Here is a 25391-nt window from a genome sequence, read left to right as displayed (position 1 = left end):
CCTACTGCTGCGACTGCTGGGATTCGATCAGTTCCGCCTCGGTCCACGGCAGGCGCACGAGCGGCACCTGGGACGGGGCCACCTTCATCTGGCGCATGGCGAACTCGGCGGTGCCGCTGAAGACGGCCGCGGCGGTGTCGCCACCGTAGCCCGCGCCCGCGGCGTTGTAGATGATGGAGGCGAAGATGATCTTCGGGTCCTCGGCCGGGATCGTCCCCACGAACGTTCCGGCTCGCTTGGTGAGCGCGCCCGAAGCATCCGGCACCTGCGCCGTGCCCGTCTTGCCCGCCACGTTGTAGCCCTCCACGCGCGCCCGCCAGCCGGTGGAGTGCGGGTCGGTGACCGCCTGCATCATCTCGAGCATCGTGTGGGCGGACTGCTCGGTGATGACCTGGCGCGATTCGCCGACCGCCGTGGGCGTGTAATCACCGTCCACGCTTTCCACACCATCCACCAGATGCAACGGGATGTAGACGCCCTTATTGGCAATGACGCTCATCATCTGGCCCAGCTGGAGCGTGGTGGCGCTCCACGCCTGGCCAAACATCGTGGTGTAGTGGGTGCGTCCGGCCCAGTTTTCATACGGGTAGACGACGCCGGAGCTCTCGCCCGGCAGCTCGATGCCGGTGCGCGCGCCGAGGCCGAAGTCCATCATGTACTGGTAGCGCACCGAGTCCTCGATCGTGTCGCCGATCTGGACCAGGCCCGTGTTGTAGGACTTCGCCAGCGTGCCGGCCACCGTGAGGCGCTCGGTGGGGTGCTCGTCGTTGTCCTTGATGACCTCACCGTTCGGCATCTCCAGCCGGCTCGCCACCGTGAACATGTCGAGCGGGGTGACCGTGCCCTCGTTGATCGCGGCAGAGTACGTCACCAGCTTGCCGGTGGATCCGGGCTCGACCACCGCCGAGACCGCCCGCGAGTTCCAGTCTTTCGGATCGGAGGCAGACAGGTTCGCCGGGTCCGGCGATCGCGAATCGGCCAGGGCCAGCACTCTCCCGGTGCCCACTTCGATGACGACGGCGGCGCCCCACTCAGCGCTCTGGCCTGTCACCACCTCGTTGAGGGCGTCCTCGGTGGCCTTTTGCAGGTCGGCGTCGATCGTGAGGTGGACCGAGCCGCCGTCGACGGCGGGGGTCTCGCGGCGCTCGGAGTTGGGGAAGACGGCGCCGCCGGCCGCCACCTCGTATTGGATCATGCCCTCGGTGCCGGAGAGGAGGTCGTCATACTGCTGCTCGATGCCGGCCCGCCCGATCGGGTTGCTCGATTCTTCGGTCTCACCCAGGTAGCCCAGGATCGTGCCGGCCGTGGTACCGCCCGGGTACTGGCGCTGCATGAAGCGCTCGGGGTAGATCCCGCGGATGCCGAGCGCGTTAATCTCCCGCCACTCGTCCGGGGAGATGTCAGAGGCGATGAGCTGCCACTTCGACTTCTTCTCCCCGCCCAGCAACAGGCCGCCCAGCTCGGCCGGGTCGGCGTCGAGCAGGGGCGCGAGGATCTTGGCCGCGGCCGCCGCGCCCGAGCCTGTGACGTTGCCGTCGTCGTCGCGCGTGACGAACTCGGCGATCTCGGTCTGGTCGGCGCGCACGTTGTAGCGCTCAACGGAGGTGGCGAGCACGGCGCCATTGGCGTCCACGATGTCGCCGCGCTTGGCTTCGAGGGGGTAGGTACGCCAGCGGAATTCGCGTGCGGTTTCCGACAGCGCGCCCGCCTGGATCACCTGGAGATAGAAGAGGCGAAGCCCCAGGATCGCGGCGAGGACCATGACCACCAGAGCGGTTGCCCGCATCCGGCGGTTGGTCGTCTTCCGCGCAGCGGTATCGGGCCCCTTCCCGGTTCCCAGACCTCGCCGGATGCCGGCGCGAATCGCCGAAGCAACCGATTGGTCTTGTGCCATCTCATCCCCTAGTCCTGGGCCGGAGCGGTGATCACCCCGGTTTCAAGGTCGACGTGCAGCGCGTTGGTGGCGGGAACCAGGCCGAGTCCCTCCGCGCGCGCACGTAGCTGTTGCGGAGTCGCAACGGCGATGACGTCCTTCTTCAAGGTCGCCTCGCGCGCCGCGGCTTCATTCAGTTCCACACTAATGTTTTTGATCTCGTATGCACCCTGCACCATCCGCGTGTTGAGGTGAAATGCGACGCTGAAAGAGCCGATGAGCAGCAGCGCACACATGAGCACCGCCCCCCAGAAGCCGCGCGCGGGCGCGGGAGTGGGCACCACAGACAGCCCCGGCATCTCGATAACGGGACGGGAGGTGGGCGCGTTCCATGCGCGCTGGCGATCGACAGCGATGCTCATAGGTGATCTCTCCGGTGGTCGGGGTTGGACAGGTGGGATGGGGTGGGTGCGATGCGCTCCACGGCGCGCAGGCGCACGGAGGCACTTCGGGGGTTGGCGGCGATCTCCGCCTCGGTGGCTTTGATCGCACCACGGGTGAGCGCCTTGAGATAGGGTCCATGGCCCTCAAGTTCGAGCGGAAGGCCGGCCGGGGTGGTGGACCTGGTACCCGCGGCGAAGGCGTCCTTGACGATGCGGTCCTCCAGTGACTGGTAGGACTCCACCGCGAGCCGCCCGCCCACCTTGAGCGACTCGATCGCGCGGGGCACGGCCAGTCGCAACGAATCGAGCTCGCCATTGACGGCGATCCGCAGGGCCTGGAAAGTGCGCTTGGCGGGGTTGCCGCCCGTGCGTCGTGCCGGGGCCGGGATCGACTCGCGCACAATCTCCACCAGCTCGCCCGTGCGGGTCAGCGGCTCCTTGTCACGACGACGAACCACCGCCTCCGCGATCCGGCCGGCGAACTTCTCCTCGCCGTACACGCGCAGGATCCGCGCGATCTCGGCCTTGGGTTCGGTTGCCAGGATGTCGGCGGCCGTGCGCGGGCTGGTGGTGTCCATCCGCATGTCGAGCGGGGCGTCAGCGGCGTAGGAAAACCCGCGCTCCTCCTCGTCCAGCTGGAGGGAGGACACGCCCAGGTCCATGAGGATCGCCTCGACCTTCCCGCCCTCGCCGAAGCGGGCGGCGACCTGGTCGACGTCGTCGTACGTGGTGTGCACGGCGGTGAAGCGCTCGCCGAAACGCGCTAGGCGCTCGGAGGCGAGCCGGATGGCCGCCGGGTCGCGGTCGATGCCGACCACGCGGATGTTCGGGAAATCGGTGAGGAACGCCTCGGAGTGCCCGCCCATGCCGAGCGTACAGTCGATGAGTACGCCGCTCTCCAGCGCGGGCGCCAGCAGATCAAGGCAGGTGCGGGCAAGGACCGGCACGTGCAGTGCGTTGTTCGAAGCGTCTGCCACGGCCGCTCCTTTCTTGTTGTGGCCCTCCACCGCTGGCCTGAAGCTGGGGAATTGCCGCAGGACACCGGTGGAGGACCGGCCGTTAGAAGAGCCCGGGGATGAGCTCGTCCTCCCGATCCGCAAACTCGGATTCGTTCGATTCGAGGTACGAATTCCACTTGGCCAGGTCCCACACCTCGACGCGCGTACCAGATCCGATCACGGCTACCTCACGGCCGAGGTCGGCGTATTGACGCAGCGAGGCCGGGATGGTGACCCGGCCCTGCTTGTCAGGAATCTGATCGTTGGCCCCGGAGAGGAAGACGCGGGTGTAGGTGCGTGCATCCTTCGAGGTCATGGGCGCCTGGCGCAGGTTGTCCAGAATGCTTTCGAACTCCGACATGGGAAAGATGTACAGGCAGTGCTCCTGCCCGCGCGTCATCACGAGGCCGCCCTGAAGCTGGTCACGAAACTTCGCAGGGAGGATCAGACGACCCTTGTCGTCCAAACGTGGTTCGTACGTGCCAAGGAACATCTACACCCCCTTTTTTCCCGTTGCCACCACTTTACCCCACTTTGCTCCCCTGGCAAGCATTAGACGCGCCAATTTCACGATCTTTTCCGGAATTATCAATGAAAGATCGGGTGGAGGGATTTTCTCACAACGGGCCGGCGGACAGGCCCGCGGGCGGGCCCAATATCCGACAACTCACATATTTCGGGCGAGCGCGGGCAAAGAAAATGCGGCCGAAGCCGCATGTGGTGGAAAGTGGAGGGCTAGCCTTCCTGACGCTTACGCCACTGCTCGCGCTGCCTCTCCATGAAGTCCGACTGGCCAGCCTGCTTGCGCGGCGCCGCCGGCGCGCTGACCTTCGTCATCCCCGCCGACAGGTACCACAGGCCACCGAACACGACGACCACGCCCGCCACGCCCACGATCACCACTTCGCTCGCCACGCCACCGAGCACCACGAGCAGGCCCAGCACGGCCACGATGAGGCCAATCACCAGGTGCTTGGGCGAGAAGCTGGTCTGAACCGCGCCCCTTTCCTCGGACTTCAAGGATTGCGCGAGATGCGGATCGTCGTCGGTCAACTGCGCCTCGAGCTGCTCGAGCATCCTGCGTTCGTAGTCGGAAAGAGCCATGGTTTCTCCCTTGGTCGGTCCGCACATTCTATCAAATGCCCTGACCCGGACGCTCGGCGCTTTCGCCGCGCGGATAACCGCCGCCCTCTCCGGCCCGTTCCACCAACGACGCCGGCCCGAGCACCCCGGCCCCAAACCGGGAGCGGACCTGGTCCATCGCCGCCTCGGCCCGCCCGCGCCGGCCGTCGTCGCCGATCGAAAGCTGGATCCCCTCCTCGATCCCCGCGAGGTTCTCGGCCCGCACCCCGAGCAGACGGATCCCGCCATCAGGCACGCCAGCCGAGTCGAAGAGGCGGCGCGCGGCGTCGAAGATCTCAGCGGCGAGCGCGGTGGGAGCCCCGAGGGTGACCGTGCGGGAGATCGTGGAAAAGTCCGCCGCGGAGCGCAGCTTGATCCCGATCGTCCAAGATACGAAGCCGGCGGCGCGGAGCCTGCGGGCGACGTCGTGGGACAGCTCGAGCAGGGCCCGCTCTCCCTCGGCGCGCGCAGTGAGGGGTTCGAAGTAGGTCTGCTCGCGGCTGATCGACTTTTCCTTGCGGTGCGGGGTGACGGCGCGCGGATCGTGGCCCATCGCGAGCGTGTAGAGCTGGGAGCCGGCCGCCTCCCCGAGCAGGCCGCGCAGGCGGTGCTCGCCGAGGGCGGCGAGGTCGGCCACGGTGTAGATGCCCTTGCGGTCGAGCTTTTCGCGGGTCTTGTCTCCCACGCCCCACAGCGCGCCGACAGGCAGGCCGTGGAGGAAAGGCACGGTTTGGTCGTAGGGAATGAGGAGGAGGCCGTCGGGTTTGGCCTGGGCCGAGGCGATTTTGGCCACGTGCTTGGTGGCGGCAACCCCGATGGAGGCGGTGAGGTGCTCTTGGGCGTAGATGCGGCGACGGATCTCGGTGGCGATGGCCACCGGCGAGCCGAAGATCTTCCGGGCACCGGCCACGTCGAGGAAGGCCTCGTCCACCGACAGCGGCTCGACCCGCGGGGTGAACTCGTGGAAGATCGCCATGATGCGGGCCGAGACTTCGCCGTACAGGCCCTTCGAGTGGGGCAGGATGATGAGGTTCGGGCACAGGCGTTTCGCGCGGGCCACCGGCATCGCCGAGTTCACCCCGTAGCGGCGGGCTTCGTATGAGGCGGCGGAGATGACGCCGCGATCCTGCCCGCCCACTGCCACCGGCTTGCCCACCAGCTCCGGCTTGGTCAGCAGCTCCACGGAGACGAAGAAGGCATCCATGTCCACGTGCAAGATGGGGGTGCGTGAATCGTCACTCCCCCAGTCTCGCTTGGCGTTACGCGAACGCGGTGCCCGGGACATGGTGCCCTCCTTTCCTTTCCTCTTGAGTCTAGACTGTGGCCATGGCCCGCAAATCGAATGCAGGAATCACGCGCGTCCAGACCGCCATGTCCACCGTGGATCTCGTGGAGCTCGACGGCCTGCTCACCTTGTACGTGGACGGCGTGGAGTCCTCCGCGATCGACCCGAAGGATCCCGCCCACCTCGAGTTCGAGTACATGCAGCACATCCGAATCGCGCTCGACGCGATGATCGAGGGCCCCGTACGCGCCCTACATCTGGGCGGGGCCGGGTGCGCGCTGGCACGGGCGATCGACGCCGAACGGCCCGGCTCGCGCCAGCTGGCCATCGAGATCGACCCCGAGCTCGCCGCGCTGGTGCGCGAGTGGATCGACCTGCCCTCCGCGCCGCGCCTGCGCATCCGCGCCGAGGACGCCCGCGTCACGCTCGAAACGAACCAGGGCTCGTGGAACCTCATCGTGCGCGACACCTTCGCCTCCGGCCGCATCCCCCGCTACCTCACCACCGTGGAGGCCCACGCTCACGCCGCACGCCTGCTCGCCGACGGCGGGCTGTACGCACTCAACATCGCCGGCGAGGCGGGCCTGGCCCCGGTCTACCGGGAGGTGCGCGCGTTGCGGGCCAGCTTCGCTCACATCGCCGCGATCGCCGACCCCGCCATCGTCAAGGGCCACCGCTTCGGCAACGTCATCCTGCTCGCCTCCCAGGCGCCGCTCCCGCTCGAGACCATCTCGCGCGCCGTGCGTCGCCTGCCGCTACCCACGGTGGTCGTGGGCCAGGCGCGCCTGGAGGAGTCGGCCGTGGGGGCCACCCTTCTCCACGACGCCGATGTGGGATGGCCGCCGCAGGCCCAGGCAGCGCAGAGCTAACTATTCGCCTTTGGGTGCCTCAGGATCGTCGTCGTCGCGCGAACGCCGGCCGAGCCCCACGCGGAAGCCCTTGCCGATCCGGCGCAGGTCCGAGGTGAAGCCGCGCTCGGTCTTGGTCTTGTGCACGCGGTCGAGCGGCGAGGTCTCCTGCGAGGCGAGGAACTGCTCCACGGCCTGGCCGATCTCATCCGAGGACGGGATGACGGGCGCCGATTCCTCGTTCGTGACGAAGCCGATGTCGGAGGAGTCGTAGTCCTTCTCCAGTGAAGCGACGAGCTCGTCAAACTCGGAGCCCTCCGTGCGCATCTGTTCGATGGCCGCGCGCTGGGAATCCTCCAGCTGCTCCAGGTCACCGAGCGGGAAGGTGGGACCACCGCGGGCCGCCAGCATCTTGATCGCCGCGAGCGCGCCCGCGAAGAACGGGCTCTCCCCGCGCACCAGGTAGAACGGCACGCGCACCCGGATGTTGATCACGGGAACCGAGCGCTGGGCGGCGGCGTGCTCGAAGATGTCGGATAGTTCGGCAAAGTGCTCGGCGAAGCCCTCCACCACCGGGTGCTTCCCCGCCGATTCGGTGGTGCGAATAAGCATGTCCACCGGGCGAGTGTGCGGCACGGGCGCGGGCATCGCGGCGAAGGAGTAGACGGTCTGAACCCCGAAGTGCTCCACGATCTCCAGAACGTCCTCCGCCAGGGCGTTCCACCGGAAATCGGGCTCGGCGCCGCCGAGGTAGAGGAAAGATTCGCCGTGGACGTCGGTGACGAGCATGAGCTCGATGCCCGGCATGGTCATCCCCACAATGTGGCCATCGGAATAGCTGACGATGGGGCGCTGGGCGCGGTAGTCAAACAGCGGGTCCGGGTCGAAGGTGCCGATCCGTTCGGCGTCGAGGGTCTTGATGGTCGCGTCGATGGCGTGGGCCGTGTTGCCGGCATCTACCAGCGGGTCGACCAGGTTGAGCACGAGCGTGCTGACACGCAGGTCATCCGTGCCCGGCTCAAGTGTGTAGAAATGTGCCACGTTCAATCCTCCTCGTTCTACATTCTCACAACGTGTCCGCCGCCGTGAAATATTCCGCGCGTCGGCTTTGCTCACGGCCGAACGTGCATCCGCCGGCAAAAAGGAGGATAATTGAAGCCTTAAAAAGTTTGGGGGTCACCATTGCACACATCCGCCATCGAACGTGCCATTGCCGAGGAGCAGGAGTTTGTTGACGTCGCTTACGCGGCGCTCGACCGCCAGCGCGAGTACTACCGCGACCAGCTCACCCGGGTGCGGGCGGCCGGCGGGCGCGGCACCCCGGGCGCCGTCTCCGAGCGCGACTCCTTCGCCACGCACTACGAGGACAACCTGCTGCGCCTGCGCAACTTGGAGAACCGCCTCGTCATGGGGCGCCTCGACCACAACGACGGGGCGGTGACCCACATCGGGCGCATGACGTTGCGCGACGAGGACCAGCGCATCCTTCTCACCGACTGGCGGGCCCCGCAATCCGAGCCCTTCTACCAGGCCACCGCTGCCCAGCCGGGCACCGTGGTGCGCCGCCGCCACATCCAGACCCGTATGCGGGACGTGACCGGGGTGGAGGACGAGCTGCTCGATAAGGCCACCTCCTCCGACCTCAACCTCACGGGCGAGGGCGCGCTCATGGCCGCCATGGCCCAGGCGCGCGATGGGAAGATGGGCGACATCGTGGGCACCATCCAGGCCGAACAGGACCGGGTGATCCGCTCCGAGGACGCGGGCGTGCTCGTCGTCCAGGGCGGGCCGGGCACGGGCAAGACGGCCGTGGCCCTCCACCGGGCCGCCTACCTGCTCTACACCCACCGCGAGCGCCTGGCCCGCTCCGGTGTGCTCATCATCGGCCCCTCCCCGCTCTTCCTGCGCTACATCGACCAGGTGTTGCCCTCGCTCGGCGAGTCCGACGTCGTGTCCACCACCATCGACGAGCTGCTGCCCGGGATCAGCCCCACGGCGAGCGAGCCGGTGGAGGTGGCCGAGATCAAGGGCCGGGCGGTATGGGCAGACATCGCCAAACGGGCGGTGCGACAGATCGTGCAAAAGCCGCTTCCCGCGCCCGTGTCCTTCAAGGTGGACGGCAAGACGCTCACGCTCACCCCGGACATGGTCGAGGACGCCCAGCGTCGCGCCCGCCGCTCGGGCAAGCCACACAACCAGGCGCGCGAGGTCTACGCCCGCCGCCTCGTCACGGCCCTCGCCGAACAGCTCGCCGCAGCGCTGGAGACCACCGTGGAGGACTCGGACTGGCTCATTTCCGACGTCGCCGAGTCGATCGATGCCCGGCGCGAGATCAACCTTCGCTGGCTGCCCTCCTCCTCGGTCACCCTACTCGAGCGCCTCTACCATTTCCCCGAGCTCCTCGAGCGGGTGGCCCCGCAGCTGAGCCCGGCCGAGCGCGCCGCCCTACGCCGCGAACGCGGCAGCGGCCTAACCCCGGCCGACATCCCCATCCTCGACGAATTGTCCGAGCACCTGGGCGCCTTCGCCTCCGACACCGAGCGCCACGCCAAGACCGCCAAGGAGGCCGAGGAGCGCCAGCTGGGCGAATACGTCAGCTCCACCATGTCCGCCATGGGCCTCGGCGGCGGTATCGTCAATTCCGACATAATGACGCGAAGGGTAGCCGACTCCGACTCCGGGGTCACGCTCGCCGAGCGCGCGATGAACGACCGCACGTGGACGTACGGACACGTGGTGATCGACGAGGCCCAAGAGCTGTCCCCCATGCAGTGGCGAATGATCGAGCGACGCAATCCCTCGCGCTCCATGACGATCGTGGGAGACCTGGACCAGCGCCCGGCCGGCGCTCCCGAGGGCGGCTGGGCCAGCGCACTCGGCCCGCTCGCCCAACACCACCGGGTTGAAAGGCTCACCATCTCCTACCGCACGCCCGCCACCGTCCTCACCAAGGCCGCCGAAGTCATGGGCGCTCACGGCCACCCCGTGGGCTTCATGCGCGCCGCGCGCGACTTGGAGGGCTCCCTCGCCTACCACAAGGGTGGGGATGACCAGCTGATCGAGCTGGTTGCCAAGGCATGCGCCGAGCTCGACGCCGACTTCGGCGCTGGGCGCGGGTCGATCGGCGTCGTCGTCGCGAAAGCGGACCACGAGCGCGCCGGGGAGCTCCTCAAATCCTCCCCGCGTCTCAAAGACTGGACGTTGGACCGGCACGGTTTCGATATTTCGGCGAGAATACATGTGTTGACCGCGGGGATGTCGAAGGGGCTGGAGTACGACGTCGTCGTGCTGGTGGAACCTGAGGCCATCCTTGCGGACGGGCCGGGTGACCTGTACGTCGCAATGACTCGCCCCACCAGGCGACTCGACGTCCTGACGCGCGGCCCACGCCCAACTGGTTTCTAGCGAAAGAGTAGACGGTGGCACGGGTCCTGCTTCTTGAAAACCCACACGAGGTCGCAAACGAGGTCTTCGGACAGTACGGGATCGAGGTGGAACGCGTACCCGGCTCCCTGGACACCGACGAACTCATCGCCCGCCTCCAGGGCTTCGACATGGTTGGTATACGCTCCAAGACCAACATCACCCGCGACGTCATCGAAGCCTGCCCGCAGCTGACCGCGATCGGCGCCTACTGCATCGGCACCAACCAGATCGACCTCGAGGCCGCCTCCGACCACGGGGTGGCCGTCTTCAACGCCCCCTACTCCAACACGCGCTCCGTGGTGGAGATGGCGATCGGCGAGCTCATTGCACTCGTGCGCCGCATCCCGCAAAAGAACGCCGCCCTCCACAAGGGCGTGTGGCAAAAGACCGCCGAGGGCGCCCACGAGGTGCGCGGCAAGACGCTCGGCATCATCGGCTACGGCTCGATCGGTTCCCAACTGTCCGTGGTGGCCGAGGCCCTGGGCATGAAGGTCATCTTCCACGACATCGCCGAGCGCCTGGCCCTCGGCAACGCCACCCGGGTCTCACTCGACGAACTGCTCGCCACCGCCGACGTCGTCTCCCTCCACATCGATGGCCGCCCCGCCAACACGGGCTACTTCGACGCGGAGATGTTTGCAAAGCTCAAGCACGGGGTCATCCTGCTCAACCTCGCCCGCGGGCACGTCATGGATCTTGACGCCCTGCGCGAGGCCCTCCTGTCCGGCCAAGTGGCCGGCGCCGCAGTGGACGTCTTCCCCAGCGAGCCCCTGAAGAACGGTGACCCGTTCTCCTCCGTGCTCATCGGCTTCGACAACGTCATCCTCACCCCGCACATCGGCGGCTCCACCCTCGAGGCCCAAGAGTCGATCGGCAGCTTCGTTAGCGCCAAGCTCCTCAACTACTGGCGCAAGGGCTCCACCGAACTGTCGGTCAACACGCCCAACATAGCCACGGCCCCCGCCGCCGAATCCCTCCACCGCGTGGCCTGGTACCACTGGAACACGCCAGGCGCCCTGGCCGACGTCAACCGCCTGTTCGCCGACGAGGGCGTCAACGTCACCTTCCAGTCCCTGGCCACCCAGGGCGAGTACGGCTACATGGTCACCGACACCGCGGCCGAGGTCCCGGAGGTTATCCTCGAGCGTCTGCAGGAGGCCAAGGCCCACATCCGCCTGCGCCTGCTGACCCGAGAATAGGCTTGCGCACCTCTCCGGGTGCCTCCACGCGGTACTCTTATCCCTAAGTGGGAAGGAGCCCCTATGGACCACATGACACTCGCGCACTCGTACTACGCCGATGGCGTGGCGACCACGATCGAGCCTGTCTCGACCACGATCGACCAGCTGCTTGTCGACGCCACGCGCGATTTCCCCGACCGGGTGGCCATCGACTTCCTCGCTCGCGAGTTCACCTACGCCGAGGTCTTTGACGAGGTGCGCCGGGCCGCCCAGGTGCTCACGATGTGCGGCGTGCGCAAGGGCGATGTCATCTCGGTGATCCTGCCCAACTGCCCCCAGCACTACGTGGCCTTCTACGCTGCCCAGTTCCTCGGGGTGACCGTGGCCGAGCACAACCCACTCGCCCCACCCTCTCAGATCGACGCCCAGATCGACCTGGTGGGATCGACCGTGGTGATCGGCTGGGAGCAGACACTGGAAAAACTGCTGGCAGGCGGCGATTTCAAGGACCGCACCTACCTGGCCGTCAACCTCACCAAGGCCCTGCCCGCCAAGTCCCAGTTCCTGCTCAAAATGCCACTCAAGGCCGCGAAGGCCCAACGCAACAAGCTACGCGGGCGGGTGCCGGACGGGGTGCACTCGTGGGACAACCAAGTCAAGCACAACGCCCCGCTCGACCTCAGCCGGGCGGAGGGCCCCGCGCTCGACGACGTCGCCGCCCTCCTCATGACGGGCGGCACCACGGGCACCCCGAAGGCCGTGGCGCTCAGCCACCGCTCCCTCCTGTCGAACACCAAGCAGATCGAACTGTGGCTGTCCGACCTGGTCTATGGCGAGGAGACCGTGGGCGCCGTGCTGCCCTTCTTCCACGCGTTCGGCCTGCAGCTATCCATGCTCACCTGCGTGGGCCTCGCCGCCACACAGGTGATGACTCCCTCCTTCGACGTCGACATCCTCTTCGCTGCCCACAAGCGCCACCCGCTCACCTTTTTCGGCGGCGTGCCGCCCATGTTTACGAAGATGCTCGACGCAATCGACGCCGGCAAGGTCGCAGACCTTTCGACCATCCGGTATTCGGTGTGCGGCGCGATGGCGCTCGACCCAGAGCTCGCCCGGCGTTGGGAGGAAAAGTCGGGGTTGATGATCGAGGGCTACGGCATGACCGAGGCCTCCCCCGTCATCGCCGGCTCGCCCCTCACCGAACGACGCCGCCCCTCCACCCTCGGCCTGCCCTTCCCATCCACCGAGGTGAGGATCGTCGACCCCGAAAACCGCTCGGTGGAGGTTGCCGACGGGGAAATCGGCGAGCTTGCCGTGCGCGGGCCGCAGGTCTTCCAGGGCTACTACAAAAACCCCGAGGAGACCGAGAATACCCTCAAGGACGGGTGGCTGTACACGGGAGACCTGGGGCGCTGGGATGACGGCTTCCTCGTCATGGCCGACCGGCGCAAGGAAATGATCATCAACTCTGGCTTCAACGTCTACCCCTCCGAGGTGGAGTCCGCCGTGCGCGACATGCCGGGTGTGGTGGACGTGGCCGTGGTGGGCATGCCCACAGACACGTTCTCCGAGTCCGTGGTGGCCGCGCTCGTGCTCGAGCCCGGGGCCACGGTGGACCTGGAGGCGGTGCGGGCGTGGACGGAGGACAAGCTCTCCCACTACGCCATGCCCAAGTCGATCGCCATCTTCGACGAGCTGCCCCGCTCCCAGCTGGGCAAGGTCATGCGCAAGAACGTGACCGAGCGGCTGGCGAACCTCGAGCTGGTCTCCGGCCAGTGGCGCGAGCGCGTCTCGGAGGCCACCGCGAAGCGCGCCGAGCGCCTCGACGAGTACGTGGCCTCCGTCAAGGAGCGGGCCGCGCGGATGACTGGTAGCGCGCCCGAAGAACCCGAGACGACCGGGGAGCCTGGGGCGAGCAACGCGCCTGAGAAGCACGAGGCAACCGAGGCGCCTAAGGCGGCCACGGACGGCGAGACCTCACCCGCTGACGAGTAGACAAGTAGGAGACCGTCTCACCCGTGCGAGCCTCCGCCCGCGGCGAGCGATCACGACGAGCAGGTACGGCTAGTTCTTCAGCGCGGCGATCGCCTGCTCGAAGTCCTCGAGCGATTCGAAGTTGGAATAGACGGAGGCAAAGCGCAGGTAGGCCACCTTGTCGAGATCGCGCAGGGGCTCGAGAATCGCCAGGCCCACGTCCTGTGAGTCGATTTGGGCAACGCCGGAGGCGCGGATCGCCTCCTCCACCTTTTGGGCGAGGACCGCGAGCTGGTCGGACGTCACGGGCCTGCCCTGGCAGGCCCTCCCAACGCCCTTGATCACCTTGTCCCGTGAGAAGGGCTCGGTGGCACCCGAGCGCTTGGTCACCATGAGGGTCGCTGTCTCCGTGGTGGAGAATCGGCGCCCGCACTGCGGGCATTCACGGCGCCGGCGGATGAGTTGGCCGTCGTCAGAGGTGCGCGTGTCGATCACGCGCGAATCTTCATAGTGACAAAAGGGACAGAACATGGTCATAAAGCTACCGCCCGCACTGAAGGATCGGCAAGACAGCGCCCCATGTCCGCGCTGATCCACCGCTGCCCGCGCGATGACCCCAACCATGCGCCGGCCCTCGATCAGTACGCCGGCAGGAGCAGCTGGGCGCCGGCTTCGATGTGCGTACCATCGAGCGTGTTGAGCGACATGATGTCACGCACCACCTGCTCAGTAGGCAGGCCGCTTCCCATGGCACTGGCGATCGACCACAGCGAGTCCCCCGCCATCACCGTGGTGACCGCGCCTGCCTGGGGGCCGACGCCGAGGGCGGCGTAGAGGAAGATGGCCAGGGCGAAGGCGAAAATTGCGACCGCCGCAACGGCGAGCCCCGCGAGCACATTGCGCTGGCGAGCGTTCATCCTGGAACGCTGCTGTGCCACCGATCGTGCAGGCGCCGCGCCCCGAACCGCGCGCGCCGCGCCCGCCCGCTGCGCCCGAGCAACCACGGGTACCGTGGCCACGCGCTCCACGGGCCGCGAAGCTACCACCCGCCGGGCCGGCGCAGTATCGGCAGAACCGGGCGTGGGAACAGCACGCAGGATTCGAGCTGAGCGATCGGGCCGCACGGCCACCTTGCGCTCGCCGGCGCGCACCGCGCGCAACGTGGGCCGCGACGCGGGCCGGACCTCAATGGTGGCATCGCTTCGAAGTGCAGTCATGTCTCCTCCTCGAACATACGTTCGTCGAACATCTGTTTGAATCTTACCGGAGGAGCTCCGCGGTGTCTAGAACCTGTGTTCGACACACATTAGAACAGATGTTTGAACTCGCTTTGCTCACCCGATAACCTGTAGGAGAAAGTCAATCAGGCCGCTCCGACAACTTTTTCTGGAGCCGTGAGGGGGAGCCATGAGCATCTCGGATCGCCAACTCGCTATCCTGCGCGCTATCTGTTCGGCGATCGCCGAACGGGGCTTCCCTCCCACCGTGCGCGAAATCGGCCTAAGCGTTGGCCTCAAGTCCTCGTCCTCGGTCAAGTACCAGCTAGATCTGCTCGAGCGCGAAGGGTACCTCGCGCGCGATCCACGCCGCCCCCGCACGATTGAGGTCACAGAGCGCGGCCTCGAAATCGCCGGCTTCGAGGTGCAAATCCCCGCAATCCCCACCAGCTTCCATGTGGAGGGCACCGCCGTCTACCGGCTCAACGATACCGATATCGCCATCAACGCCCCCGTCAACGTCCCGGCGGTCGGCCGCATCGCGGCCGGCGGCCCGATCCTGGCCGAGCAGCACGTGGAGGACGTGTTCCCGCTCCCCCGCCAACTCACGGGAGACGGGGATCTGTTCATGCTCTTGCTCTCAGGCGATTCGATGATCGACGCCGCGATCTGTGACGGGGACTGGGTGGTGGTGCGCCGCCAGCCCGTGGCCGAGAACGGGGAGATCGTGGCCGCGATGATCGATGGGGAGGCCACGGTCAAGACCCTCTCGCGCAAGGACGGGCACGTGTGGCTCCTGCCCCGCAATTCGAATTACGCGCCCATCCCGGGCGACGAGGCCCAGATCCTAGGCAAGGTCGTTACCGTTCTTCGAGCCCTGTAGCCAGCCGCTCCAGCGCTGTGAGCACCACGGCCCGGTCGGTCGTGCGCCACATGTCCGGCAACGACGCCAATAGAAAGCCCGAGTAGCGCGCCTTACGCAGGCGCGAGTCCAGCACGGCCACCACGCCCCGGTCGTCGATCCGGCGCAGCAGCCGGCCGGCCCCTTGGGCAAGCAGGAGCGCCGCGTGCGTGGCGGAGACGGTCATGAACGGATTGCGCCCTGACTCGCCTGCGGCCTGGGTGCGCGCCTGAATGAGCGGGTCGTCCGGGCGCGGGAACGGGATGCGATCGATGACGACCAGCCGGCACGTGGGCCCGGGTACGTCCACGCCCTGCCACAGCGAGAGCGTGCCGAACAGGCTCGCGCTCGGGTCGGCCGCGAACTGTTCGAGCAGAGTCGGCAGCTGGTCATCCCCCTGGCATGCCACCGGAAGGTCGATCCGCTCGCGCACGTACTCGGCTGCCCGGGTCGCACCGGCACGCGAGGTGAACAGGCACAACGCCCCGCCCCGCGAGGCCTCGATGAGGTCCACGATCTCCTGCAGGTGCTCATCCCCGTAGCCCTCCCGACCGGGGGCGGACAGGTGCTCGGCCACGTAAAGGATGCCCTGGCGCCGCTCGTCGAATGGCGTGCCGACGTCGAGCCCGCTCCACTCCCCCTGGCTGGGGAAGGTGAAGCCCACCCGGCCGGCCATCGCGTCGAAGCTCCCACCCAGTTGTAGCGTGGCCGAGGTCAGCACCACCGGTGTGTCCTCGAACAGGCCCGAGGCGATCGCGCCCGACACGTCGAGCGGGGCCAGGTAGAGCGCGCGGTTGTCGTTGTACTCACTGACCCACGCCACGAGCCGCCCTTCACTCACCGCCCCCGAGATCAGGTCAGCACACAGGTTCACCAGCTCCGTCAGCCGAGAGCGCAGAACGTTCTTGGTGGCGTTCGCCTCCTCGTTCGAGCTCGAGAGCGAGGCGACTTCGCCGCCCGCGGTCTGCGCTTTGCCCATGATGCGCGCGATCGTATCGGAAAGCGCGTCGCCGATCCGGATGAGCCGACCCTCGTTGACGGCGCCGAGCGCGTCGGCCAGCTCGTCGGCGACGTCGCCCAACCCCTCGTCGTCGAGCCCAGCCTGGCGCAGCATTCGCGCGATGCTACGCAGCTCGTAGCCGGTGAGCGAGCGCGTGAGCTGGCCGGTTACGCGGTCGACCAGGTCGTGGGCCTCGTCCACGATGTAGGCGTCCGACTCGGGCAGCACGGGCGTGCCGGCGGCCTGGATGCCGAGGAGGGCGTGGTTTGTTACCACGATGTCGGCCTCCTCCGCCTGCGCGCGGGCCATGCGCGGGAAGCACTCGTGGCGCAGCGAGCAGTGCTCGCCGATACACTCGCGCTTTTGGATGGAGATCTGGTTCCATGCCCGGTCGGACACGCCGGGGACCAGGTCGTCGCGGTCGCCGGTATCGGTGGCGAGGGCCCACTCGCGGGCGCGCACCACCTCCTCGCCTGTGGCGGTCGCCCCCACCTCACCCTCGGCGCGCGAAAGCAGCGCGTCTTCCTCGGGAAACCCGCCATCGGCCTTGCGCAGGCAGGCGTAGTTGTTCCACCCCTTAAGCAACGCGACTTCCACGTGCGAGCCCATCGTCTCCCGGATCGCGTCGGCCACCGCCGGCGCGTCCTGCGTGATGATCTGGCGCTGGAGCGGCAAGGTGGCCGTGGAGATCGTGGCGCGCTTGCCTGTGGCTGCCGACCACACCATCGCCGGCACGAGGTATCCAAACGACTTGCCCGTGCCCGTGCCCGCCTCCACCATGAGGTGGGATTCCTCCGTCAGCGCCTCGTAGACGGCGTCGACCATCCGTTCCTGGCCCTCGCGCGGCTTGCCGCCGATTCCTGCCACGAGGTGGGCGAGCACCTCGCGCGGTGTCGCCTCGCTCACGCCTGCCCGCCCAGGGCCTCTACCGCCGCGGCCACGTCCGGGTTGACCCGCGCCACCATATGCGTGCCGGCCTCCTCGTGGGATTCGTGCAGGATCTCCCCGTCCTCGTGGATGCGGCTGACGAGGTCACCCCGGTCGTACGGGATGACGACGTCGACCGCCACCTGCGGGTGCGGCAGCAGCTCCTCGATGCGGGTGCGCAGCTCCTCGATGCCCTCCCCTGTTACCGCCGAGACGACCATCGCGTCCGGGAACCGGCTCCGCAAGGTTGCCACGGTCACCGGGTCAGCAATATCGACCTTGGACAGCACGATGAGCTCGGGCACGTCAAGCGCGCCGTCGACGTCGGCAAGCACCTCGTGGACGGCGTCGACCTGGGCCACCGGGTCGTCGTGAGCGGCGTCGACCACGTGAAGCAGCAGGTCGGCGTCGGCGGCCTCCTCCAGCGTGGAGCGGAACGCCTCGACGAGCTGGGTGGGCAGGTTGCGCACAAAACCCACTGTGTCGGTCAGCGTGTACTCGCGCCCGTCGCGCGTGAGCGCCCGCCGCACCGTGGGGTCGAGCGTGGCGAACAGTGCGTTCTCCACGAGCACCCCGGCGTCCGTCAGCACGTTCATGAGCGAGGACTTGCCCGCGTTCGTATATCCCACGACCACGACCGACGGCGTGCGATTCTTGCGCCGGGCGGCACGCTTGGTCTGGCGCGCGTTGCCCATGTGGGCGATGTCCTTGCGCAGCTTGGCCATGCGCCGGTGGATGCGCCGGCGGTCGAGCTCGATCTTCGTCTCACCCGGGCCGCGAGAGCCGATGCCCTCGCCACTGGCAACGCGGCCGCCGGCCTGCCGGGACATCGATTCTCCCCAGCCGCGCAGGCGCGGTAGCAAGTATTCGAGCTGGGCGAGCTCCACCTGGGCCTTGCCCTCGCGCGACTTGGCGTGCTGGGCGAAGATGTCGAGGATGAGGGCCGTGCGGTCGACGACCTTGACCTTGACGATGTCCTCCAGGGCGCGGCGCTGGGACGGGCTCAGCTCGGAGTCCGCGATGACCGTGTCCGCGCCCGTGGCCGCCACAAGCTCGGCCAGCTCGCGGGCCTTACCCGAGCCGAAGTAGGTGGCCGGGTCGGGGTGCGGGCGGCGCTGGAGAGCGCCGTCGAGAACCTGGGAACCCGCCGTCGTGGCCAGCGCCGCGAGCTCGCGCAACGACTCCTCGCCGGCCTTCATGTCATCATCCACCACGCCGATGAGGACCACGCGCTCGAGGCGCAACTGGCGGTATTCAACCTCGGTAACGTCGGTCAGTTCGGTGGACAGCCCCTCCACGCGCCGCAACGAGGAGCGCTCCTCGCGATCCAGCGAATCGCCCGCCCAGTGGCCCCCGTAGGCCGGGTCTTCCTGAAGCGCCGTGCCCTCGCGGGATGTGAAGTTGCTGTTAATGAGTCTCTCCTCGTCTTTCCTCTATTGTCTATCAGCGGGGAAAAAATGGGAAACGCGCCGCCGCCGCGGTATCGTTAGGCCGTGAGCGAGCACTACTTTTCTTCCCATCCCACCTCTGATTCGGCGGTGCGCCAGATCGACGTCCGCCTTCTGGGTGAAGACTACCGCGTGAGCACCACCGCCGGGATTTTTTCACCACAGGGCCTGGATAAGGGCACCGCGGTCCTCCTCCACAAGACGCCTTTGCCCGAACTACCCGCCGGCTCCACCATCGTCGACCTCGGCTGCGGCTGGGGCCCGCTCACCCTCGCCCTCGCCCGCCACTACCCGGCTTCCACCGTGATCGGCATCGACGTCAACGAGCGCGCCCGCGCGCTCACCGCCAAGAATGCCGACGACGCCGGCCTTGCCAACGTCCGCGTGGCCGAAGGGCCCGACAACGCCACCGCGCACATCGACCTGCTGTGGTCTAACCCGCCGATCCGGATCGGCAAGGAGGCCCTCCACGAGCTGCTCACCACCTGGCTCGTACGCCTCGCCCCCACCGGGGTGGCCTACCTCGTGGTCCAGCGCAACCTCGGCGCCGACTCCCTCGCCTCCTGGCTCACCGAGCAGGGGTTTGCCACGTCGAAGCTGCGATCACAGAAGGGCTACCGGGTGCTCGAGGTGCGCCCGAGCGCGCCGTAGGCGGCTCGCGCCACCTCGCTCAGATCGCCTTCCACGTCGATCCACGTGATGCGCGGGTCGCGCCCGAACCACGTGCGCTGCTTCTTGGCCAGGCGCCGGGTAGCCTGAGCGACCGACTCGACCGCCTCGTCCACGCCCATCTCGCCGTCGATGACGGCGATGGCCTCCGCATACCCCGTAGCCTTGCGTGCCGTCTCCCCCTCGCGTAGCCCACACTCAAGCAGGGCGCGAGTCTCCTCGAGCAGCCCGCCAGCGAACATTTTCGCCGCCCGCTGCCCGATCGCCTCGTTCAGCACCTCGCGCTCGCGCCGGACCCCGAGCATGACGACGTCGTCGTAATGGCTGGTGTGGCGCGGAAAGACGGGGGTGTAAGACCGGCCCGTCAGGCGCACCACCTCAAGCGCGCGGATGACTCGCCGCGGGTTTTTCAGGTTGATGGTCTGCGCGCTCACCGGGTCGAGGTCGCGCAACTCCTCGATGAGCGGGCTCAGGCCGCTCTCGGCATGGACGCGCTCGAGCTCGGCGCGGATCTTTGGGTCGGTGCCCGGGAAGTCGAGCTCATCGAGCAGGCCGGAGACGTACAGGCCCGAGCCGCCCACCACCATCGGGATCTTGCCCCGGCCCAGGATCGCCTCGAGTTCGGCCCGCGCGTGGCGCTGGTAGCCGGCAACGGACGCCACGTCGGTCACGTCGAGCACGTCGAGCTGGTGGTGTGCGATACCGCGCCGCTCTTCTACGGGTAGCTTGGCGGTGCCGATGTCCATGCCGCGGTAGAGCTGCATGGCGTCAGCCGAGATGATCTCCACCTCGCCGGGCCCACCCAGCAACTCGGCTAGCTCGAGCGAGAGCGCGCTCTTGCCTGCCGCCGTGGACCCCACCACCGCGATGATCACGATCGCGGGCGGATGGTCGGCAGTCCAAGTCTGACGGGCGCGATGCCCGCGGCCTCATTGGCCAGCTCGGCGCGGCGCTTGACTCCGCGCTCCCAGGCATCCCCGGCGCGCGTGCGGCGAATCGAGAACGTGCCGCCCTCGAGGGCCGAGTCGGCCAGCAGGTGGTGGGGAGCACCATACGTGACGGTGGCCCGCACGCAGTCGCCCGGGCGCGGGCGCTCCGATTCCAGCAGACCCTCCGGCAGGGCCACGTGGACCAGGCGGTTGTCCTCGGCGCGGCCCGTCACGCGCTCGGTCGCCCCATCCTTGCGACCCTCACCCTCGGAGATGAGGACCTCCACCGTGGTGCCTTCGAGCGCCTTCGCGTCCTCGGCGCTGATGCGCTCCTGGAGGGCGACCAGCCTGTTGAGCCGGTCCTTCGCCACCTCCTCCGGCACCTGGTCGGCCATGTCGGCCGCCGGGGTGCCCGGGCGCGGCGAATAGATGAAGGTAAAGGCCGAGCTGAAGCGCGAGGCCTCCACCACGTCGAGCGTGGCCTGGAAGTCCTCCTCGGTCTCTCCGGGGAAGCCCACGATGATATCGGTGGTGATCGCGGCGTTCGGGATCTTCGCCCGCACGCGGTCCAGGATCCCAAGGAAGCGCTCGGAACGGTACGAACGGCGCATGGCCCGCAGGATCCGATCCGAGCCGGACTGCAGGGGCATGTGAAGGGAGGGCATGACGTTCGGGGTCTTAGCCATCGCGGCGATCACATCGTCAGTGAAGGCGGCCGGGTGCGGTGAGGTGAAGCGCACGCGCTCCAGGCCCTCGATCTCACCCGTGGCCCGCAGCAACTTAGCGAACGCGCCGCGGTCACCAAAACCAACGCCATATGAATTGACGTTCTGGCCGAGCAGGGTCACCTCGATGGCACCCTCAGCCACCACGGCCTCGACTTCGGACAGGACCTCCCCCGGCCGCCGGTCCCGTTCCTTGCCGCGCAGGTGCGGCACGATGCAAAACGTGCACGTGTTGTTACAGCCCACCGAGATGGAGACCCACGCAGCGTAAACCGACTCGCGATGCGTGGGCAGGGTGGAGGGGAAAACCTTGAGCGACTCCTCAATCTCCACCGCCGCCTCATCATTGTGCCGGGCGCGCTCGAGCAACGCGGGCAGCACGTCAAGGTTGTGGGTGCCCAGGACGACGTCAACCCACGGCGCCTTCTCCACGATCCCGCCACGCAGCTGCTGGGCTAGGCACCCGCCCACGGCGATCTGCATGCCGGGGCGCTGACGCTTGACGGCCGCGAGCTGGCCGAGGTTGCCGAACAGCTTGGTGGCCGCGTTCTCGCGCACGGAGCACGTGTTGATCACCAGTACATCCGCGCCCTCGTCCCCCGCGTCGGTGGCGCGCGCCGCCTTGTCGGGCACCTCGGACACGGGCACATACCCGGCCGCGTCGAGGAGGCCGGCCAGGCGCTCGGAATCGTGGACGTTCATCTGGCACCCGAGGGTGCGCACCGCGTAAGTCTTCAGCTCAGTCATCCCCGCCAGTCTACTGGCAAACGTCCGCGGCCCCACCTCCCACATCTGCGAGATGGCGCACCTAACCGAGAGCCGCCTCCATCGCCTGCCGAATGTGTTCCGGGCTAAACCCGCGCCGGCCGAGCGCGCCATAGAGGCGCCGGCGCTTCTTCTCTTCCTCCAGGCCAGCCATCGATGCCGCCTTCTTGCGAGCAAACGCGATGGCCGCCGCCAGCTCATCCTCCACCGTTATCTGCTCCAGCGCCCGCTGGGCCAGCTCACCCTCCACGCCCTTGGCGCGCAGTTCCTGGGCAAGCACGCGCCGTGTGGTCACCTTCCCCTCGAACTTCGAACGCACGTACATGTACGCAAAGCGCTCGTCATCCACAAGTCCCGCGTCCACGAACGCCTGGAGCGTTGCCTGCGCGATCTCATCGGGCACGAGGTTGCGTTCCATCGCATCACGGAGCTGCCGGCGCGAGCGCTCCTGCGCCGCGAGCAGCCGGTAGCACAGGTTGCGGGCGTAGACGTGCCAGTCCTCTTCGTTGCGGGCCGCCGCCCGCGCAGCCCGGCGCTCCACGAAGTCGCGCCGGCGCCGCGGGCGGGGGTCCTCAGAGTAGTCGACCACTACTCATCAACCTCAGCCATCTCCTCCTCGGTGGCCGCGCCTTCGCCCACCCCGAGCTGGGCCTTGACCTTAACCTCGATCTCCTCGGATATCTCCGGATTGTCCTTGAGAAACTGGCGCACCTTCTCCTTGCCCTGGCCCAGCTGGTCACCCTCATAGGTGTACCAGGAACCGGACTTGCGGATGACGCCGGCATCCACCGCCATGTCGATGATGCCGCCCTCCTTCGAGATGCCCTGGCCGTAGAGGATGTCGAACTCGGCCTGCTTGAATGGCGGGGCCATCTTGTTCTTCACCACCTTCACGCGCGTGCGGTTGCCCACCGGCATCGAGCCTTCCTTCAAGGTCTCAATGCGGCGCACGTCCAGGCGCACCGAGGAGTAGAACTTGAGGGCGCGCCCGCCCGTGGTGGTTTCCGGGTTGCCGTAGAAGACGCCGATCTTCTCACGCAGTTGGTTGATGAAGATCGCGGTGGTGCCCGAGGCGGACAGAGCGCCCGTAAGCTTACGTAGCGCCTGGGACATGAGCCGGGCCTGGAGGCCGACGTGCGAATCGCCCATGTCGCCCTCAATCTCGGCCTTCGGCACGAGCGCCGCCACCGAGTCAACCACGATGATGTCCAGCGCACCTGAACGGATCAGCATGTCCGCGATCTCAAGCGCCTGTTCGCCCGTATCGGGCTGGGAGACGATGAGCGCGTCCGTATCCACGCCGAGCTTCTCGGCATATTCCGGATCTAACGCGTGTTCGGCGTCGATAAAGGCGGCAATACCGCCAGCCGCCTGCGCGGAGGCAACCGCGTGCAGGGCCACGGTGGTTTTACCCGAGGACTCCGGGCCGTAGATCTCAACGATTCGACCCCGCGGGAGGCCGCCGATGCCGAGTGCGACATCGAGTGCGAGCGAGCCGGTGGGGATCACCTTCACGCGCACCTCCGGCGCGTCCCCGAGGCGCATTGCCGATCCCTTACCAAATTGACGATCGATCTGCCCGAGCGCGGTTGCCAGTGCCTTTTCGCGATCGGCGGTTTCCTTCTTTGCCATGTTTTTCCTCACGTATTGGGGCCGTGTGGGCCGGTTGATAGAACAGGTCTTTTTTGGTGTGCGCCCTCCCCGAGCGCCATACCAGCAACGATATGCCCGACCTCCGACATTCTTTTTCTGCACCCCCTGAAATTGGGGTTAGGTGTGCGAAACGAGTTGCCGTGGATAACTTTAGCCGAACATTCGTTCGAGATGGCAAGCTCCCCCGCGTGTCGCGCACAACAAAAGGGGCGACCCCGCAGGATCGCCCCTCTCATTGCTATTTGCTTTTCCTATGCAGGTATTCGTAGGACTCCGGCAGGTCCATCGCCACGCGCAAGGCGTGCCACACCTCCTGCGGATCGGTGTCCGCGATCGCCTCCGCCGCCGGCCGCGACCCCAGTTCCGGGATCACGAGGTCATGTGCGAGGGCGAGGCCACGCCCATTCGGAAACGCCCGCTCAACAACCTCCCAAAACTCGGAGTGCCTCATCGAGTGGGCGCGAGCTCACCGGCGAGGAGGGCCTCGGCAGTATCCGGGATGCGAACCCCGGCCGCGCGCGCCGCCTGCATCTTGCGCACCATCGGCGGGGTGCGGCCCTCGGCCACGTCGATGCGGTCAGCAACGAGGCGCAGCACGTGGCTCATGGGGACATTCAACGCGCGGCAGATCGAGTGCAGCAGCTCCGAAGATGCTTCCTTCTGCCCACGCTCAACTTCCGACAGGTAACCGAGGGAGACTCGCGCGCCTGACGACACCTCGCGCAGGGTGCGCCCCTGACGCTGGCGGTAATCCCGCAGGACATCCCCCAGTTCGCGGCGGAACAGGACGGTCTCAGTGCGGGTGGCTTCATTCATCATGTCTACTCTCATTCTGCTAGTAGCCTTCACTCATGGCTAACTTCGCGTCTTGAGAAGATATTCCCATTCGAAGCTGAAAGTTCCCTGAGAGGCTCGTTGGAGTTTACCGCTACTTTGCACTTGCGCGTTCGATTATCCCCAGGGCTTCCAAAACGGCGGCGTTGCGCACCTCATCGCGGTTTCCCGCGAAGTGAAACAGCTCCGACGTCGTGCCCTGCGGCGTGCGAATGCCGATCCACACGGTCCCGGCCTCGTGCCCGTCCGCGCTTCCAGGCCCGGCGACGCCCGTGGTGGCCACGGCGAAGTCGGCGTCGAAAAGTTTGGCCACGCCCGCAGCCATCTGCTCGGCGACGACGCCGTCCACCGGTCCCGTCTCCTCCAGCCGCGCCCGGCTCACCCCGAGGATGACAGCTTTCGCTTCGCTCGCATAGGCGACGACGCCGCCCTGGAAGCACGCCGAGGCCCCCGGCACGGAGACGATGGCCGACGCCACGCGCCCGCCGGTCAAGGATTCGGCCACCGCGATGGTCCTCCCCCGCTCCGTCAGCGAGGCGATGAGGGCGGGGAGGTGGGTGACGGCGTCAGTCCTCGCCAATGTTGCGCGCCTCCCGGATGTATTCGACCGCCGAGGTCAGCGCGAAGAAGAGCGCGATCGCGATGAGCCCGTAGGACATCCACATGATCGCGGTGGCGAGTGCGGAGGGGAGGAACGAGTACCACGGGATGATGAGCATACCCGCGCCCACCGACTGTGCCATCATCTTGATCTTGCCGCCGCGGCCCGCGGACATCACCTTCTTCTTCACCACCACCATGCGCATGATGGTGATGCCGGCCTCACGCACGATGAACACGATCGTCACCCACCACCACAGGATCCCGTGCGCCGAAAGCATGACGAGGGCGGAGATGATCAGGAACTTGTCCGCGATCGAGTCGGCGAGCTTGCCGAAGTTCGTGATCAGGCCGCGGCTGCGGGCCAGGTGCCCGTCGAGCTTGTCGGTGAAGGCGGCGAGTGCGAAGATCGCCCAGGACAGCCAGCTGCGAGCAGGCGTGGGGTCAAGAAACGCCCAGATGAAGACGGGCACCAGCACGAGCCGGAGTACCGTCAATGCGTTTGCGATGTTGACCAAAGGTACCTGACGTTTCTCTTCCACTCCTCTACTGTAGATCATGTCCACGTTAAAT

Annotated in this window: 25 protein-coding genes; 6 read left to right on the top strand and 19 right to left on the bottom strand. The window is 67.3% G+C overall.

What is annotated here, in order from left to right:
• Position 1: 1 nt before the first annotated feature.
• From HMPREF3174_RS07120 to dinB, 6 genes are all read right to left on the bottom strand, one after another.
• Positions 2-1894 carry a peptidoglycan D,D-transpeptidase FtsI family protein gene (locus HMPREF3174_RS07120; protein WP_062612171.1) on the bottom strand — a complete coding sequence of 631 codons (1893 nt, stop codon included), beginning with the start codon at positions 1892-1894 and terminating at the stop codon, positions 2-4.
• A gap of 8 nt (positions 1895-1902) precedes the next feature.
• Complete coding sequence (locus HMPREF3174_RS07115) at positions 1903-2295, bottom strand: cell division protein FtsL (protein ID WP_062612169.1); 393 nt, start codon at positions 2293-2295, stop codon at positions 1903-1905.
• Complete coding sequence (rsmH, locus tag HMPREF3174_RS07110) at positions 2292-3293, bottom strand: 16S rRNA (cytosine(1402)-N(4))-methyltransferase RsmH (protein WP_101923417.1); 1002 nt, start codon at positions 3291-3293, stop codon at positions 2292-2294. The genes HMPREF3174_RS07115 and rsmH overlap by 4 nt, the downstream gene beginning before the upstream one ends.
• 82 nt (positions 3294-3375) lie before the next feature.
• Entirely contained in the window at positions 3376-3807 is a 432-nt protein-coding gene (gene mraZ / locus HMPREF3174_RS07105; protein WP_062612165.1) for a division/cell wall cluster transcriptional repressor MraZ, read from the bottom strand.
• A gap of 242 nt (positions 3808-4049) precedes the next feature.
• Positions 4050-4418 carry a DUF3040 domain-containing protein gene (locus HMPREF3174_RS07100; RefSeq protein WP_062612163.1) on the bottom strand — a complete coding sequence of 123 codons (369 nt, stop codon included), beginning with the start codon at positions 4416-4418 and terminating at the stop codon, positions 4050-4052.
• Between the two features lie 31 nt (positions 4419-4449).
• Positions 4450-5721, bottom strand: coding sequence for a DNA polymerase IV (gene dinB / locus HMPREF3174_RS07095; RefSeq protein WP_062612161.1), 1272 nt, complete (start codon positions 5719-5721; stop codon positions 4450-4452).
• A gap of 41 nt (positions 5722-5762) precedes the next feature.
• Between dinB and HMPREF3174_RS07090 the strand changes: the two genes are divergently transcribed.
• Positions 5763-6590: a spermidine synthase gene (locus HMPREF3174_RS07090; protein WP_070448290.1), complete on the top strand. Its 828-nt coding sequence runs from the start codon at positions 5763-5765 to the stop codon at positions 6588-6590.
• On the opposite strand, the gene HMPREF3174_RS07085 is transcribed toward HMPREF3174_RS07090, so the two are convergent.
• Positions 6591-7610, bottom strand: a complete 1020-nt coding sequence (locus tag HMPREF3174_RS07085; RefSeq protein ID WP_070445393.1) for a PAC2 family protein — start codon at positions 7608-7610, stop codon at positions 6591-6593.
• A gap of 141 nt (positions 7611-7751) precedes the next feature.
• On the opposite strand from HMPREF3174_RS07085, the gene HMPREF3174_RS07080 reads away from it, so the two are divergent.
• From HMPREF3174_RS07080 to HMPREF3174_RS07070, 3 genes are all read left to right on the top strand, one after another.
• A complete protein-coding gene (locus HMPREF3174_RS07080) occupies positions 7752-9974 on the top strand; it encodes a HelD family protein (protein WP_070448289.1) in 2223 nt (740 codons plus the stop codon).
• Between the two features lie 14 nt (positions 9975-9988).
• The gene (serA, locus tag HMPREF3174_RS07075) at positions 9989-11194 is read left to right on the top strand and encodes a phosphoglycerate dehydrogenase (RefSeq protein WP_062612153.1); all 1206 of its coding nucleotides are present in this window, start codon (positions 9989-9991) and stop codon (positions 11192-11194) included.
• A 63-nt stretch (positions 11195-11257) separates the two neighbouring features.
• Complete coding sequence (locus HMPREF3174_RS07070) at positions 11258-13171, top strand: AMP-binding protein (RefSeq protein WP_062612151.1); 1914 nt, start codon at positions 11258-11260, stop codon at positions 13169-13171.
• 69 nt (positions 13172-13240) lie between these two features.
• Here the strand turns inward: HMPREF3174_RS07070 and nrdR are convergent, their stop codons facing one another.
• Positions 13241-13681: a transcriptional regulator NrdR gene (gene nrdR, locus HMPREF3174_RS07065; protein WP_070448308.1), complete on the bottom strand. Its 441-nt coding sequence runs from the start codon at positions 13679-13681 to the stop codon at positions 13241-13243.
• Between the two features lie 107 nt (positions 13682-13788).
• Positions 13789-14367 (bottom strand): LysM peptidoglycan-binding domain-containing protein, encoded by a 579-nt coding sequence (locus tag HMPREF3174_RS09075; RefSeq protein WP_083297714.1) that lies wholly within the window; start codon positions 14365-14367, stop codon positions 13789-13791.
• Positions 14368-14557: 190 nt separating this feature from the next.
• Here HMPREF3174_RS09075 and lexA point away from each other — a divergent pair, with 190 nt between their 5' ends.
• Positions 14558-15250 carry a transcriptional repressor LexA gene (gene lexA, locus HMPREF3174_RS07055; RefSeq protein ID WP_070448288.1) on the top strand — a complete coding sequence of 231 codons (693 nt, stop codon included), beginning with the start codon at positions 14558-14560 and terminating at the stop codon, positions 15248-15250.
• Here the strand turns inward: lexA and HMPREF3174_RS07050 are convergent.
• The gene (locus HMPREF3174_RS07050; protein ID WP_062612145.1) at positions 15228-17174 is read right to left on the bottom strand and encodes an ATP-dependent DNA helicase; all 1947 of its coding nucleotides are present in this window, start codon (positions 17172-17174) and stop codon (positions 15228-15230) included. The genes lexA and HMPREF3174_RS07050 overlap by 23 nt on opposite strands.
• Entirely contained in the window at positions 17171-18607 is a 1437-nt protein-coding gene (hflX, locus tag HMPREF3174_RS07045) for a GTPase HflX (protein ID WP_083297713.1), read from the bottom strand. Before hflX ends, HMPREF3174_RS07050 begins: the two co-directional genes overlap by 4 nt.
• Before the next feature lie 81 nt (positions 18608-18688).
• Here hflX and HMPREF3174_RS07040 point away from each other — a divergent pair, with 81 nt between their 5' ends.
• On the top strand, positions 18689-19294 hold the full coding sequence (locus HMPREF3174_RS07040; protein WP_062612143.1) for a class I SAM-dependent methyltransferase: 606 nt from the start codon (positions 18689-18691) through the stop codon (positions 19292-19294).
• Here HMPREF3174_RS07040 and miaA read toward each other — a convergent pair.
• The 8 genes from miaA to pgsA form a co-directional block, all read right to left on the bottom strand.
• On the bottom strand, positions 19258-20187 hold the full coding sequence (gene miaA, locus HMPREF3174_RS07035; protein WP_068538405.1) for a tRNA (adenosine(37)-N6)-dimethylallyltransferase MiaA: 930 nt from the start codon (positions 20185-20187) through the stop codon (positions 19258-19260). The two genes, HMPREF3174_RS07040 and miaA, sit on opposite strands and share 37 nt — an antisense overlap.
• Positions 20184-21713: a tRNA (N6-isopentenyl adenosine(37)-C2)-methylthiotransferase MiaB gene (miaB, locus tag HMPREF3174_RS07030; RefSeq protein ID WP_143601944.1), complete on the bottom strand. Its 1530-nt coding sequence runs from the start codon at positions 21711-21713 to the stop codon at positions 20184-20186. The genes miaA and miaB overlap by 4 nt, the downstream gene beginning before the upstream one ends.
• 61 nt (positions 21714-21774) lie before the next feature.
• Positions 21775-22320 carry a regulatory protein RecX gene (locus HMPREF3174_RS07025; RefSeq protein ID WP_083200508.1) on the bottom strand — a complete coding sequence of 182 codons (546 nt, stop codon included), beginning with the start codon at positions 22318-22320 and terminating at the stop codon, positions 21775-21777.
• Positions 22320-23363: a recombinase RecA gene (recA, locus tag HMPREF3174_RS07020; protein ID WP_070448287.1), complete on the bottom strand. Its 1044-nt coding sequence runs from the start codon at positions 23361-23363 to the stop codon at positions 22320-22322. Before recA ends, HMPREF3174_RS07025 begins: the two co-directional genes overlap by 1 nt.
• Positions 23364-23622: 259 nt before the next feature.
• A complete protein-coding gene (locus HMPREF3174_RS07015) occupies positions 23623-23835 on the bottom strand; it encodes a DUF3046 domain-containing protein (RefSeq protein WP_062612134.1) in 213 nt (70 codons plus the stop codon).
• A complete protein-coding gene (locus HMPREF3174_RS07010) occupies positions 23832-24203 on the bottom strand; it encodes a helix-turn-helix domain-containing protein (RefSeq protein ID WP_276786553.1) in 372 nt (123 codons plus the stop codon). Before HMPREF3174_RS07010 ends, HMPREF3174_RS07015 begins: the two co-directional genes overlap by 4 nt.
• Positions 24204-24312: 109 nt before the next feature.
• Positions 24313-24798, bottom strand: a complete 486-nt coding sequence (locus HMPREF3174_RS07005) for a CinA family protein (protein ID WP_062612130.1) — start codon at positions 24796-24798, stop codon at positions 24313-24315.
• Positions 24785-25360 carry a CDP-diacylglycerol--glycerol-3-phosphate 3-phosphatidyltransferase gene (gene pgsA, locus HMPREF3174_RS07000; protein ID WP_236698624.1) on the bottom strand — a complete coding sequence of 192 codons (576 nt, stop codon included), beginning with the start codon at positions 25358-25360 and terminating at the stop codon, positions 24785-24787. The genes HMPREF3174_RS07005 and pgsA overlap by 14 nt, the downstream gene beginning before the upstream one ends.
• Positions 25361-25391: the final 31 nt, after the last annotated feature.

Source organism: Trueperella sp. HMSC08H06 (assembly GCF_001808465.1).
Taxonomy (GTDB): Bacteria; Actinomycetota; Actinomycetes; order Actinomycetales; family Actinomycetaceae; genus Trueperella; species Trueperella bernardiae.
This window is presented reverse-complemented; position numbering and strand designations above follow the sequence as displayed.

Excerpts from the sequence above, each read along its gene's own strand:
- HMPREF3174_RS07120 (WP_062612171.1), bottom strand. The coding sequence starts at position 1,894 with ATGGCACAAGACCAATCGGTTGCTTCGGCGATTCGCGCCGGCATCCGG.
- HMPREF3174_RS07115 (WP_062612169.1), bottom strand. The coding sequence starts at position 2,295 with ATGAGCATCGCTGTCGATCGCCAGCGCGCATGGAACGCGCCCACCTCC.
- mraZ (WP_062612165.1), bottom strand. The coding sequence starts at position 3,807 with ATGTTCCTTGGCACGTACGAACCACGTTTGGACGACAAGGGTCGTCTG.
- HMPREF3174_RS07100 (WP_062612163.1), bottom strand. The coding sequence starts at position 4,418 with ATGGCTCTTTCCGACTACGAACGCAGGATGCTCGAGCAGCTCGAGGCG.
- dinB (WP_062612161.1), bottom strand. The coding sequence starts at position 5,721 with ATGTCCCGGGCACCGCGTTCGCGTAACGCCAAGCGAGACTGGGGGAGT.
- HMPREF3174_RS07090 (WP_070448290.1), top strand. The coding sequence starts at position 5,763 with ATGGCCCGCAAATCGAATGCAGGAATCACGCGCGTCCAGACCGCCATG.
- HMPREF3174_RS07070 (WP_062612151.1), top strand. The coding sequence starts at position 11,258 with ATGGACCACATGACACTCGCGCACTCGTACTACGCCGATGGCGTGGCG.
- nrdR (WP_070448308.1), bottom strand. The coding sequence starts at position 13,681 with ATGTTCTGTCCCTTTTGTCACTATGAAGATTCGCGCGTGATCGACACG.
- HMPREF3174_RS09075 (WP_083297714.1), bottom strand. The coding sequence starts at position 14,367 with ATGACTGCACTTCGAAGCGATGCCACCATTGAGGTCCGGCCCGCGTCG.
- lexA (WP_070448288.1), top strand. The coding sequence starts at position 14,558 with ATGAGCATCTCGGATCGCCAACTCGCTATCCTGCGCGCTATCTGTTCG.
- miaB (WP_143601944.1), bottom strand. The coding sequence starts at position 21,713 with ATGACTGAGCTGAAGACTTACGCGGTGCGCACCCTCGGGTGCCAGATG.
- recA (WP_070448287.1), bottom strand. The coding sequence starts at position 23,363 with ATGGCAAAGAAGGAAACCGCCGATCGCGAAAAGGCACTGGCAACCGCG.
- HMPREF3174_RS07015 (WP_062612134.1), bottom strand. The coding sequence starts at position 23,835 with ATGAGGCACTCCGAGTTTTGGGAGGTTGTTGAGCGGGCGTTTCCGAAT.
- HMPREF3174_RS07010 (WP_276786553.1), bottom strand. The coding sequence starts at position 24,203 with ATGATGAATGAAGCCACCCGCACTGAGACCGTCCTGTTCCGCCGCGAA.